The sequence below is a fragment of the Niallia sp. FSL K6-0212 genome, assembly GCF_038007605.1.
GTDB classification, from domain to species: Bacteria; Bacillota; Bacilli; order Bacillales; family Cytobacillaceae; genus Niallia; species Niallia circulans.
The window spans coordinates 1,433,490-1,446,647 of sequence record NZ_JBBOXL010000001.1 but is presented as its reverse complement, the minus strand read 5'-3'; the positions used below and the strand labels follow the sequence as shown (position 1 = coordinate 1,446,647).

Sequence of the window (13,158 nt, the reverse complement as noted above, 5' to 3'; positions counted from 1 at the left end):
TTTAGATAAGATGACCATCTCATTAGGCATTTATTCATTCTCAACTACTATTTTACCAATCATACTTCCCGTTTCTACAATTTTATGTGCTTTACGTAAGGTTTCGGCATTAATTGGTCTAAGAGTTTCTGTAAGGGTTGTTGTTACTTTCCCGTCATCTATTAGTTTATTTAGTTTGGATAAAAGTTCATGTTGTTTGATCATGTCTGGAGTTTCATACATGGATCTTGTAAACATAAATTCCCAAACAAACGTGACACTTTTATTTTTTAAAGCAGTAAGGTCGATAGGATTAGCCATTTCTACAATCGAGCAAATCCTTCCTTGAGGGAAAATAATATCGGCCATGTTTTGCCAATGCTGCTCTGTTTCGTTCAAACATAAAATGTACTCAACGCCTTTTATATCATGATCTTGTAGTTGAGTTCGAAAGTTTTCGTGATGGTTAATGATATAATCAGCACCTAATTTATTCACCCATTGCTTACTCTCTTCTCTAGATGCTGTGGCAATCACTTGTAAACCTGCCATTTTAGCTAATTGAATCGCTATGGAGCCCACTCCCCCAGCCCCGCCAATAATAAGAATGCTCTTAGATTGATTTTCTTCGTAGTTATTAATATCTATCATTAATCGATCAAATAAACTTTCCCATGCTGTTATCGATGTCAGTGGTAAAGCCGCTGATTGTGCAAAATTTAAAGACTTTGGCTTTAATCCGACAATTCTTTCATCAACCAAATGGTATTCGCTATACGTCCCTGGTCGAGTTAGGTCACCAGAATAAAACACTTCGTCTCCAGGTTTAAACATTGTACAATCCGGTCCAATTTCTTCCACCACTCCACTTGCATCCCAGCCTAAAATTCTTGGTTCTGTTTCTTCTTTATCTTTAGGAGCACGTACCTTTACATCAACCGGATTAATCGAAACAGCTTTTATTTTAACAAGTATATCTCTTTTGGTTGGTGTAGGTTTTTCCACTTGGACATCTATCAAACTTTCTTCCTTTTCAATCGGTAAATATTTATACAATCCAACTGCTTTCATTTAAAAGCCCTCCTTTTTTATTCATGTTTATTATAAAAAAGAAATATATTAAGAGTAAGTACGCACATTCTTGTAATCTGGTATCACACATGTTACCTATTAGGAGAGAAATGAAAGCAGCTGCAACTGACATTCTTGTAATCTGCTATTAACTATGTTACTAATTAAGAAAAGAAGAACAAGCAGAAATGAGAAAGGTATGAGTACCGATGAGAAATCGAAAGAAAGGGTATGGATGCCCTGAAGGATGTCCGGTTGAAGGAACGCTTGATGTGATCGGGGGTAAATGGAAAGGCGTTATTTTGTTTTATTTATTAGATGGAAAGAAAAGATTTAATGAATTCAGTAGATTAATGCCTGGTATTACCAAACGAATGTTATCTCTCCAATTAAGGGAACTGGAAGAAGACGGAATTGTTCATCGAGAAGTATATCCCGAAATCCCCCCTAAAGTGGAATACTCATTAACGGAATTTGGAAGAACGCTCGAACCAATTATTTCTCTAATGAATGAATGGGGAGAAAATTACAAAGAGTTTTTAAAAGAAAATAAGCGGGAATTAAAATAGGTTTTTAAGCTTAATATCGATTAAAAATAAAGTTTGCTTAAAGATAGTTCACACCCTCTTTTTGTGTAAAAAAAGAAAAATCCATTTTGAAAAAATTATCAAAATGGATTTTTTATTTGCTAAGTGTTATCCAATCTTTATAAAAAGGGTTACCACATTTGGTCTTTGAATCATGACAACGAAAAAGCTTTTAAGATAGTCTATTCGCTTCATCGATAAGTCCTATATTATACATGGATTCCAGCACAATTTTCTTTAACAATGGTTCATCAGATAGAACATGATGAAGTTGTATATCTCGAAACACAGCATATTGTGATGGTATTGGTGCACGAGATAAGTATGCTTTTAAAGCTGCTAAGTCTGGTTCAACGTCTATATTAATTTTAAAAGGAATGTGCGTTTCATTAGCAAGAAATGGAGCAATTACACCAAGACCATCCTGGGTTTGAATAGTTATCATTTTTTGTCGCTGCAATCTAAGCGTTTGAATATAGCGATAAGGATTAGCAATAATAGGCATTTGAATGTTTTTTTCTAAAAAGTTATCGATATACTTTAATAATTGTCGTTCAGACTGAGGATGAAGTTCATCATCCACTTCCCGTTCCTTGAATACTAAATAACTGTCTTCATCAGCGAAATAATTATAAAATAAATCACTATCTGTGCAATTGATACGTAAAAATTCACGCAAATTTTTTGCGATTATACGGGTTGGCTTTTCAAACTCCATTGGACTTATACAGACAATAGGCGCCTCTTCAAGGTCAGAAACCGACCCATAGTCTGTTAAAAATCCATAATGAATACCATCTACTCCAATATGGCCAAATACAATAACATCGCTTGGTGTGTTAAAATAGCGAAAGTCGGATAATGAAATATAAAAGTGAAGCCCATTATAAAAAGATTCACAATCGCCTAGTTCCTTCTCTAATTCCATTAATTTTTGAAGGCTTGCTGGTATATCATACTTTCCAAAGTTGCGCTGCATTCAAAAACCGCCTTTTCTTTTTCCTTTATTTTACTATATTTGTTATTAGGAAACTACTTTATGGGGAATCTACTGAGTTAATGAAATACCCGCTACTCCCCTTCAATCATTCTCCCATTTGAATATGCATACCTCTTCCCTTCACTAAAAAACCCCCTGCCAATTATTAGAACTAAAGGGGGATAAACGTTGCAACTTTATACAAATGTAGCTTTCAAATAAAGATTAATTAAAACATTTTATTGACTCTTTATTTACCAAAGAATACAAAAAATCCATTTTGAATAAGTTTTCTTCAAAATAGATTTTCTTTTAATAACTCTGTTAGATTTTTTTATAAAAAAGTTTGATTGTTTTCATCTTATGATCTTCAACATACATATATTCATAAAATATAAAAGCTTCGGTTCTACATTACAGACAAAAGGGTAACCAGTGCTAAAATAGCTGGAATTCCTTGTTTCACAATAATTGATTTGTTGGATGTAAAGCCTCCGAAAATGGCTGCCACTACCACACAAATTACAAAAAACAACTGAATCATATAGCCAATTGAATTAAGTCCAAGTATGAGTCCCCAAATGAGACCAGCTGCTAAAAACCCATTATATAAACCTTGATTTGCAAACATGATGGCTACATTTCGATCTCTTTCTAAGTGCTTCGGTAAATTGAAAGCTCGTTTTGCCAATTTTGAATCAATAAAAAACATTTCAAGGATCATAATAAATAAATGTTCTATTGCTACTATCCCAACTAAAATGGCCGCAAGTACTTCCACTCACTAATCCCCCCCTTTTCTGTTTCCTAATATCAATTTATATTATTTCCATTGCGCAATTCTATCGACAGGGAGACGGTATGAAGCATATCCTTCATCGACTGCTTTTCCGATGGATAGAAGCATGACCGGTACATAGCGCTCCTTTTCCAATCCGAAGGCTTCAGCGATATTTTCTTTTTCATAGCCCCCTATTGGGTTTGTTTCATATCCGTGCGCGCGTGCTGTCAACATAAGCTGCATGGAGACGAGACCAGCGTCAACTAGAATCGTTTCCCGATTTACTTGCTCCGGTAGTTGTTCAAAATGTGCCTTCAAAGCCTCGATTTGTCTGTCTTTTACCTCCTGTGGCATGTATCCTAAGTCAACGGCTTTTGAATAAATTTCTTCTAAATAGTCTGCATTGTTCATATCTGCAAATACGGCGATTACGGCAGATGAAGTGGTGACTTGTGACTGATTAAATTTAGCAAGCCCCGCAAGTTTTTCTTTGGATTCTGGGCTTTCAATGATAAGAAAACGCCATGGCTGTGCGTTGACTGAAGATGGAGCTGTAGTCGCCTCCTCTAATATTTCAGTCATCTCTTCTTTGCTGATTTTAACTGTTGGATCATAGTTGCGAATGGATCGGCGCCCTTTCATTATTTTCATAAAATCGTTTGTTTTTAATGTAGTTTTCATGTGCAAACAACTCCTATAATTTTTTAATATTTTCTATATTTTTCTTCATTTACAACAGCACTTTCTTAAATACAGAACAGTCTTCTATGCTGGCATTTCCGGTGAAGACTCTGACTTGCTCGGTTGAGCGAACAAGGATAAATACGGCTGCGCCATCGATATTCATTAGTTTTTTGTTCCTTCTACTTCTAATTAATTCGCGATTTTCAAAGGTGCTTTATAACTAAGTCGATAGCCATGCAGGAGAATCTCTTAAAAATGTAAACTTTACTATTCTTAGTAAGATTTGGACATGTCATTATTATCCAGATATTTTTTAATTAACAATCTTACCATTTATAATTCGCAATAAAAAAGTGATGTCTACTTATAACTCACTAAAGATTTTTTTGCACTAGAACTCCCTAACTTTGCAAAGGGTGTCCATCATATGCTTTTATATCAAGTGGCGCAACTAAAAAGTTACTAGCTTTGGCCACGAAAGAAGTAAAATGTTCACTTGTATTATGGCTTTCTACCGCCGCTGCATCTTGCCATACTTCAACCATGGTAAATGTATGGTTCTTTTCTATATCCTTATATAAATTGTAAGAAATATTTCCACTTTCTTGTCTAGAAGCACGCATTAGTGTTTCTATCTCTTCTAAAAAACTTTGTTGCTTTGTTGAGTCTATTTGCATTACAGCATGAATAATAATCATCGTTCTCCTCCTCTTCTCTGAATCTTTTTATGTTAAAGAAAATTTAAAACATCCATGAACACGCAGTGTGTATATCAATCCACCACAGGACTTGTTTCTTTCCCTTTTTTCTTCCACTGTACAATTCGAACAGATTTATAACCTCTGTCTGCTGCTTTCCCAATTGAAATAAGCATCACTGGTATATAACAATCCTTTTCTAAGCCAAATACTTCTGCAATCTTATCCTTTTCTAAAACTACCGATTAGGCATGTATCGTATCCATGTTCGCGTGCTACAAGCATTAGCTGCATATTTGAACGGCGTCCTACTAAAATTTTACGTATTAGATTTCTTTTATGTTATTTTGAATACGATTTAGCATATCAAATAGCAAATCTCGTTCCTCTTCACTAATATCTTTTAGCATGGAAGTGACGAAACGTTTCTTTTCTTCTTGATAGCAACTAATTTTTTGACGTCCATAATCAGTAAGCGTCACAAGCGTGATCCTATTGTCACTTGTTTTTTTTCGTCTTAAAATCAACCCGTTTACTTCGAGTTGTTTTAAATGCCGCGTGATTGCAGCATTGTCAATATTCATCTCTTTTTGAAGCGCTTTTTGGCTCATTTCATCCACTTGATAAAGATGGCTCAAAAGTTCAAGGCGCGACTGACTAACACCTGTACACCCTTCAAATTTCGAATTGATTTCTTTATTAATAAAAAATAATTTATATAAAATAATTGCTTCCTTAGAGCAAGAATTTGTCAATAACTTTCCTCCTTTTTTATTTTTTGAAATTATTTGACCTATCAATCATTGACCCATCAAATAATTTAACTCAATTGGATTTAAAATGCAAGTATTTTTATTTTTCCTTTTGTAACTTTGAAATAAAATTTGATTAATTTCGTTTCAAATCTTGTTGGTTTGGAATAAAATTTGTGGGTTTGATTAATGATTTTCGAAAACCCCTGTCTATGCAGGGAGTTCCAGAAAAGCTTTTTAGCGAGGTAATAAGAAACCTCCTTCTTGCGTGAGATAAAGAGTTGGTTTCCCAACCACTTTATCTCACGCAAGAAGGAGATATGCCCATATGAAGGACATGAATAGTTTATTTAGTGCATATTACCTAGAATAATAAGTATCACATAGTTTTTCCCATGCAAAACATCTTTCGAATTAGTACTTTGTGTAAGTGTACCTTTTCGAAGTTGTTTTATAGTGTCTCTTTATTCAAGATAGTCTATACAAGTCTTTTACCTGCAGCTTTAAAATAAAGTAACTTAAGGAAATAGCATTGTGTTTTGTCTTCTCTACTAAACCGAAAACGGTTGAATCTCGCTGCTTAAACTGTCCCGGTTCGCCAAAATCCCAAGAGACAAGACGAAACGACTCCACCGACCGCTGGCTTAACCCTAACATAATTTTACCATTTGCGAGTCCGGAAACAGCTTAAATTATTTCATGCTGACGGGCATGGGTAGAAAAACCTGCTTTTTAGCGCCAGTTTATCCTATCTGACCGTCAAACCCTCAATAACAATCCCAATGCATATGCCATTCACCAGTCGAACGAGACCTGAACAAGTAAATCGTCCCGTTGTCACCCACCATAAATCTCGGCTTTTCCTCGCTTCCGATTTGCATGATATACTGACAATCTTCTAAGGAAACCGGTGACTGGATATAGGATGCGTATCCTCCTATTTTCGTTTGCGGGTAACTGCCGAATTCATCGAAGAACTGATCGCTCGCAGCTTCATCCTCGTTCACTTCCGTCAAATCAACATAATCCCAAGCCTCTTCCCAGCACGGGTAATCATCGCTATCAGCCTTGTGCCATCTAATCTGAAACTCCCTGAGACCTCTCGCTTCTTCCGGTGTTTCCATTAATTGCAGCTCTTCCACCGACTGATGCTCGATGAGTAGCCAGCCTTCTCCGTTCTTGACAGGATAGATTGGAAGCTGTTTCCTGTTCAGAAATAGCTGGATCAAACTTGCCTCTCCCATACCATCGATCCCACCAGGTATTTCAGGCACATACGCTTGCAATACGGGAATCATGGGACCATCTTTGTCATGAGGCCATCCCGCTTCCTTATCGATATAAAAATGCCCGCCAAACCAACTCATCCACGCTTCCTCCGGACGAAATCCGCCAATTTGCGCCAAGACCGGCTTTTTTCCTATTTCCCTAAGTGAATTGAACGCCTCAAATTGTGTCATCGTAAGCAATTCTCCTCCCGATATCTAGTTAGCTTTCTACTGGATAGACGGATGGCAGTCTTTCTATTAGTTCCATCCATCTCCTCAAGTATAATTGATGCCGATACGCGGCTCAAATATGCTCCTGATTCTTTCATCAAAGACGGCCAAATCGAAATCTAGCTTCTTTTTCTCAGTTTCTTGCGAAAGCAGGTTGACCAATCTATGCTTTAATTGCTTTTCGTCGCTCATTCATCCATTTCTCTATCAAAATTTTTAGAAAGTTTCATACTACAAAACTTATTGAAATTGGGGATAAAGTCTTCTTCAAAACTAGATAAAATATACCATTTTTGTAATATTAAAGGAATTCTTATCTATTTTCCTTTATAATAATTATGGTCTACATAAAAAGAAGGGGTGTAAATGTGAGAAAAGCAAAAGTATTATCGGTATCAATCCTTTCTGCAGCAATGTTATTGTTGGCGGCTTGCGGAAATGAAGAAAAAGCTTCTGAATCACCAAAAGAGAATGATTCAAAGGCTAAAACAGAGGAAACAAGTAATAAAGGGAAAACGAATGAAAAAGCAGAAGAATCAGATACTAAATCAGGTGAGGTATTGAATCCAAGTATTGCAGAAGAAACAGAAGGAAATGTTGAAGTGGTTTATACCAATAAAGAACCTGGATTTTTAAATGATATTAATGGTTTCAAAGTATCCGTTAACGAGTACCAAATTGTTAAAGTAACAGACATGAACGAAGATTCTAAGTTGCGTTTTGATGGCCAGAATAATGGATACGTAGTAACGACTAAAGTTACCATTGAAAATGGAACCGATAAACCAATGTATTATAATAATAATCATAGAATTCAGCTAAGCAATGAGTATGATTATATTCCGTCTGACTGGAAAACTCTTGTACCTGAAGATCAGCAGATTAATAAAATCAAAAAGAATAAAGAAAAGATTACTTTATATGAAGCTGGCGAGAAGGTAACTGGCTTAATGAGTTTCAGATTATCAGATGCTGAATTTGAAAAATTAAAAACAGTAAAACCAAAATATATAATTGAAGGCGGTTTAGCTGATAATGACCAAGCTAAAAATAGTAACATGCAGCAATCGCCGGCTTATGATTTTATTTATAGCGATGAACAAGCAAAACAAACAGCTGAACAACCCCAATTTTATCAAGATCGTTTAACGACTGATAATATGGCTGACAAAAAAATGATTTTTGAAAAATCTGGAATTAATGATACCAAAGAGATAGATAAAGTGAAAATTACCCTTGAAGGTGTACAATATACTGAAGTGATTCCAACAGAAGCCAATAAAGAACGCTTTAGAAATTTTGGTGATAATGGGATTGTGGCTGTGACTGTCAAATTGAATGTTGATAATCAAACATCAGAACCTGTTGACATATCGAATCTAAAAACTACTCTTAATATTGATGACAATCGTGCGAAAGTGTTAAGTCAGGGTATGGTGGAACCTCGTGAACAAAGGGAGATTGCTGCGGGACAAAAAGGTGAAAAACTGCATGTTTTCCTACTTAGAAAAGATGAATTTGAAATATATAAAAAGTTTGATATGAGGTTTGGTCCATTTGTCGGTACAGATGGTAAAGATCAATTCAAAGGAAAATCTGCTACTTTTAGCTTACCAAGATAAATAAAAAAACCAGTGTCAGTTAGAAAAGGCACTGGTTTTTTTCGGACTTATTATGAGTTCCCAAATGTAAAATCCTTATCACTTATGATGGGATTTTAGCTTGTTATTTTGGCTTAGCAAATTTTTTTGCGAATTCAAATCTAATTGTTCCATTTTAGTGGTTTACATAACTATTCTAATTATACTTGGTATAATATGCAATAATATTTAAAAACTGGTTAATGACTCTTTCTCTTGGTACTGTAAGTGAAGAATAAAAGGAACCATTTTAATTAAAGTTTGAGCAAAATAGTTTCTTATTTTAAATTTATCCATTATCTTGTAAAAAAGTTTAAATATAAAATATTTATGTCATTAATTCCGTTTCCAACAGTTCTATCTCATCCTCTTCAAATTTTTCCGAAATCTAATCATTTATTCTATCTTCTGCATGCTGAATTTCTGTATTTTTATGTTCCCGGAGCTAGCTTGCTGCTGAAGGATATCTTCAAAATATTTTTTGTTGGCTAGCATTCTTGAATCATGGGGACGGTATTGTAATGCCGATTCATTATGCTGATAGGCAAGCTGATGCTGGCCGAGTTTATCGTAGCAGACTGCTAATTGCAGGTGGGGAAGCCAGGTCGCGCAGGCGCGGTTTTGAAAAGCCAGGTTTTCTGCTCCTTTGTTTTCTATTGCTTTTTCATACCAATAGACCGCACTTTGAAAATCGTTTTTTTCTAAAAAATAGTATCCCAACCTGCAGCAGGTTTCTGCTCTAGGCGGTCCATAGACGAGCGTGTGGAGCACCCAGCTTAATTCTTTTTCCTTCAGCCCCAATGAATGATAGCAGTCTGCTAATTTATTGCACGCTCTGATATTATCCTCGACCCATCCCTGTTTCATTTGTAAAAACCGTAAATAATACTCAATTGCTTGCTCCATTTTTCCGTGATCACACAACTCGTTCGCATAGTAAAATAAATCTCTTGGAGAAAAATCCTTTCCTGACGAGGCCATTTTTTCATAAATTCGGAGGTTGCGATCTGCGTCATGGCTAAGTGGAAGGTGAGAAACTGCAACTTCACTGTGGTGAAGGTTTCCGTACACTTCCAAATATTCATGGACGGCGCCAATCCACTTAAAGCTTTTTTCGCGTTTTACCAGCCGGTACCTTCTTAAGCTGGATGTGACGTTATTTTCTTCATCAAAAGCTAAATGGTATTTCATTGAGACCGCGTCAATACGCGATCTAGCGTTCCTTTTAAATCCAATAAAATCTCTTGATCATTCTCAGTAAACACGTCGTCGGCATCAAGCCATAAAATATAGTCGGTCGTTGCCTGCTGAAACGAAAAATTTCGGGCAGCCGCAAAATCATCAGTCCATTCAAAATCAAAAATCCGGTCTGTATAACGGGCAGCGATGTCCTTCGTCTTGTCAACTGAACCGGTATCCACAATGTTTATTTCATCAGCTATCCCTTGCACAGAATCTAAGCACCGTCCAATAACAGCTTCTTCATTTTTTACAATCATGCATAAACTGATTGAAATCACATCGCCACCTCCGTTTTATTTTGTTTTTTCTTTATGGCATAGACAAACATGTAATCAATATGGGCATGTTTTGACAAGTGATCAAAAGACAAACCAAATTGCCCGGCAAGGAATTGAAGTTCTTGTAAAAAGAGCTGTATGTTTGATTAGTATCGGAGGAATGGGAGGTGATGGATTTTATGTCATAAAGATATTCAGGAAATAGGGTATTTATGTTGCGAAGTTGCAACTTTATTTTAAATCTAAAACTGCACCTTTTGATTACAATAAAAAAGCGTTAATCTTTTTTCGATAAACGCTACCCTAGAGTTAAAGAAAAAAATCCTGTAAAAACAGGATTTTAAACAAACTTTATTATAAATTATCATTCTTTATTTTAAATAACCGAACTTTGTTTTAAATGATCAATCTTTTTTATAGACTGGACCACCTGATGTTCCTGCTCAATTATATCTACTTGTTCACACATAAAAATCTTTGTCCCTCCCCCTTTCCATCCTTTTTCCTTCCAACTCCTTGTCCAGCATAGGCTCAAGCCCTTTCACCAACAATTGGAAGAGAAAAAACTTTGTCCCGCCTTTTCCCCATTTCCGCCCAAAATTGTACCGAATTTTCAGGGTCGTAGACATAAAAAACTTTGTCCAAAAGTCCTGTATTTCTCCTGCTTTTTCTCCCGCTTTCCCCCTGCCTTTCTTATTTTTCTCCACCCTTTTCTCCTGCTTTTCCTCTGCCTTTTTCTCATGCTCTTTCCTGCCCCAACCCTTGATTTAGCAGTATTATTTAGACTTTCATTTATTCTGAATGGCTGACCAGCGATTCATATCCTCGCATTTTTTCCCGCTTTTTTCAAACCAAAAAAGACCGAAGGGCGACCAGGATTTCACCTGATTTTCCTTCGGTCTTGACCAGACTTTTTTAGTTAAGGACATGGTTTATTGTTTAAGGACAAAGATTTTTAAGGGTGTACACTCACATAAAGAATTACAAAATAAATCACTCCACCGTAACACTCTTAGCCAAGTTACGTGGTTTATCTACGTCACAGCCTCTATGAAGTGCTGCATAGTAAGCAATTAATTGTAATGGTACTACAGAGATAAGGGGTGTTAACAGGTCGTGCACAGCTGGTACGATGTAGCGGTCGCCATCCATTTCTAAGCCTTTCATTGAAATGATGCATGGGTTTGCTCCGCGAGCTACTACCTCTTTCACGTTACCACGTATGCTTAAGTTAACACTCTCTTGTGTTGCTAATGCGATAATAGGTGTTCCATCTTCAATTAAAGCAATTGTTCCATGCTTTAATTCTCCACCTGCGAATCCTTCTGCTTGGATGTAAGAGATTTCTTTTAGCTTTAAAGAACCTTCAAGGCCAACATAGTAATCAATGCCGCGCCCGATATAGAAAGCATTTCTTGATGTTTCCAGATATTCTCGAGCAATAGCCTCTAGCTCTTCTTTATCTTCAAAAACGCCTTCCATGGCATTGGCAATGATACCTAATTCATGAATAAGATCAAAATCTATCTGGTAGCCTTTGCTTCTTGCTGTTACTTCTGCAAGGATAGACAATACAGCCATTTGCGAAGTATAAGCTTTAGTAGAAGCTACTGCAATTTCCGGACCAGCATACAATAATAAGGTGTGGTCAGCTTCACGAGACAATGTGGAGCCTGGTACATTTGTGATAGTTAGAGTTGGTAAACCCATTTCCTTCACTTGCACAAGCACAGCACGGCTATCTGCAGTTTCTCCACTTTGTGTAATGAAAATGAACAGTGGTTTTTCAGAAAGCAGCGGCATATTGTAGCCGAACTCACTTGCCACATGAACCTCTACAGGGATTTTTGCTAATTTCTCAATAAATTGCTTCCCAAGAAGACCGGCATGATAAGATGTACCAGCAGCTACAATGTACAGTCGATCGGCAGCTTTCACCGCTTCAATGATCGCTGGATCAATTGTCAACTTTCCATCTTTGTCTTGATATTCCTGAATAATTTTGCGAATAGCTACTGGCTGTTCGTCAATTTCTTTTAGCATATAATGAGGATATGTCCCTTTTTCAATATCACTAGCATCTAGTTCTGCCGTATATGCTTCCCGGGAAATAACCTCTCCCTCTAATGTTTCAATCGTTACCTCGTCTTTTGTCACGATCACAATTTCTTTATCTACTAATTCCACATATTGATCAGTTACTTGAAGCATAGCCATTGCATCACTTGCGATAACATTGAAGCCTTCCCCTAAACCTATCAATAATGGGCTTTTATTTTTTGCTACATATATCATGTCTTTGTTTTGCTCATCTAATAAGGCAAATGCATAAGACCCTTTTAATAACTTTAGTGTTTGAACAAATGCTGCCTTTACATCACTTCCAGCTTCTACAAAATGTTCAATAAGTTGAACAACGACTTCCGTGTCTGTATCACTTTTCAAAGTGATATCAGCAAGATATTCCTTCTTTAATAAGTCATAGTTTTCAATAACGCCATTATGAACAATTGTAAAGCGTTCTGATGCACTTTTATGTGGGTGCGCATTTAATCTGCTTGGCACGCCATGAGTTGCCCAGCGTGTATGACCAATTCCAGCAGGTGCAAATACCTCTTCGTCCACAATACTGCGTAGGTCAGCAATTCGTCCTTTTTCTTTAAAAACTTGAACTCCCTCTCCATTGCTTAATGCAATACCAGCTGAGTCATAGCCTCTATATTCTAGTTTTTCTAAACCTTTTAATAAAATCTCTTTCGCATCCTGATTTCCAATATAACCAACAATTCCGCACATACTTCTTTTCCTCCGTTCTAAGGGAGCAAGAAGTCACTATTTAGGGAACAAACTTGCTCCCTTATCTCTGTTTTTTTGGGGTTATAAGTCGTAATATACTGCATCTTTTGTCCTGCATAAAGACAGATAAAAACAAAAGGTTGTAGATAATACAACTTAAAGATTACGCTTC

The 13,158-nt window shown here is 36.4% G+C and carries 11 protein-coding genes and 2 pseudogenes; 2 read left to right on the top strand and 11 right to left on the bottom strand.

The window, feature by feature from the left end; all coding sequences use genetic code 11:
• Positions 1 to 30: 30 nt before the first annotated feature.
• Positions 31 to 1,050 carry a zinc-binding alcohol dehydrogenase family protein gene (locus tag MHH96_RS06800; RefSeq protein WP_047943960.1) on the bottom strand — a complete coding sequence of 340 codons (1,020 nt, stop codon included), beginning with the start codon at positions 1,048 to 1,050 and terminating at the stop codon, positions 31 to 33.
• 209 nt (positions 1,051 to 1,259) lie between these two features.
• Between MHH96_RS06800 and MHH96_RS06795 the strand changes: the two genes are divergently transcribed.
• On the top strand, positions 1,260 to 1,619 hold the full coding sequence (locus tag MHH96_RS06795; protein WP_047943959.1) for a winged helix-turn-helix transcriptional regulator: 360 nt from the start codon (positions 1,260 to 1,262) through the stop codon (positions 1,617 to 1,619).
• A gap of 190 nt (positions 1,620 to 1,809) precedes the next feature.
• Here MHH96_RS06795 and MHH96_RS06790 read toward each other — a convergent pair whose 3' ends face one another.
• The 7 genes and pseudogenes from MHH96_RS06790 to MHH96_RS06760 all read right to left on the bottom strand — a co-directional run bounded on the left by MHH96_RS06790 (position 1,810) and on the right by MHH96_RS06760 (position 6,991).
• Positions 1,810 to 2,616: a hypothetical protein gene (locus MHH96_RS06790; RefSeq protein ID WP_047943958.1), complete on the bottom strand. Its 807-nt coding sequence runs from the start codon at positions 2,614 to 2,616 to the stop codon at positions 1,810 to 1,812.
• Between the two features lie 409 nt (positions 2,617 to 3,025).
• Positions 3,026 to 3,397: a DUF1304 domain-containing protein gene (locus MHH96_RS06785; protein ID WP_047943957.1), complete on the bottom strand. Its 372-nt coding sequence runs from the start codon at positions 3,395 to 3,397 to the stop codon at positions 3,026 to 3,028.
• 42 nt (positions 3,398 to 3,439) lie between these two features.
• Positions 3,440 to 4,078: a nitroreductase family protein gene (locus MHH96_RS06780; RefSeq protein WP_047943956.1), complete on the bottom strand. Its 639-nt coding sequence runs from the start codon at positions 4,076 to 4,078 to the stop codon at positions 3,440 to 3,442.
• 404 nt (positions 4,079 to 4,482) lie between these two features.
• Positions 4,483 to 4,779 carry a putative quinol monooxygenase gene (locus MHH96_RS06775; protein WP_047943955.1) on the bottom strand — a complete coding sequence of 99 codons (297 nt, stop codon included), beginning with the start codon at positions 4,777 to 4,779 and terminating at the stop codon, positions 4,483 to 4,485.
• Between the two features lie 74 nt (positions 4,780 to 4,853).
• Positions 4,854 to 5,073 (bottom strand): annotated as a pseudogene (locus tag MHH96_RS06770) (nitroreductase family protein); the annotation flags it as partial.
• A 32-nt stretch (positions 5,074 to 5,105) separates the two neighbouring features.
• Positions 5,106 to 5,534, bottom strand: coding sequence for a MarR family winged helix-turn-helix transcriptional regulator (locus tag MHH96_RS06765; RefSeq protein ID WP_047943954.1), 429 nt, complete (start codon positions 5,532 to 5,534; stop codon positions 5,106 to 5,108).
• A 764-nt stretch (positions 5,535 to 6,298) separates the two neighbouring features.
• Positions 6,299 to 6,991 (bottom strand): DUF1963 domain-containing protein, encoded by a 693-nt coding sequence (locus MHH96_RS06760; protein WP_341116923.1) that lies wholly within the window; start codon positions 6,989 to 6,991, stop codon positions 6,299 to 6,301.
• A 407-nt stretch (positions 6,992 to 7,398) separates the two neighbouring features.
• On the opposite strand from MHH96_RS06760, the gene MHH96_RS06755 reads away from it, so the two are divergent.
• Complete coding sequence (locus MHH96_RS06755; RefSeq protein ID WP_144546777.1) at positions 7,399 to 8,652, top strand: DUF5068 domain-containing protein; 1,254 nt, start codon at positions 7,399 to 7,401, stop codon at positions 8,650 to 8,652.
• A gap of 414 nt (positions 8,653 to 9,066) precedes the next feature.
• On the opposite strand, the pseudogene MHH96_RS06750 reads toward MHH96_RS06755, so the two are convergent.
• The 3 genes and pseudogenes from MHH96_RS06750 to glmS form a co-directional block, all read right to left on the bottom strand.
• Positions 9,067 to 10,190: pseudogene (locus MHH96_RS06750) on the bottom strand (tetratricopeptide repeat-containing glycosyltransferase family 2 protein).
• A gap of 461 nt (positions 10,191 to 10,651) precedes the next feature.
• Positions 10,652 to 10,897 carry a hypothetical protein gene (locus MHH96_RS06745; RefSeq protein ID WP_047943951.1) on the bottom strand — a complete coding sequence of 82 codons (246 nt, stop codon included), beginning with the start codon at positions 10,895 to 10,897 and terminating at the stop codon, positions 10,652 to 10,654.
• A gap of 286 nt (positions 10,898 to 11,183) precedes the next feature.
• Positions 11,184 to 12,986 (bottom strand): glutamine--fructose-6-phosphate transaminase (isomerizing), encoded by a 1,803-nt coding sequence (gene glmS / locus MHH96_RS06740; RefSeq protein WP_047943950.1) that lies wholly within the window; start codon positions 12,984 to 12,986, stop codon positions 11,184 to 11,186.
• Between the last annotated feature and the right edge of the window lie 172 nt (positions 12,987 to 13,158).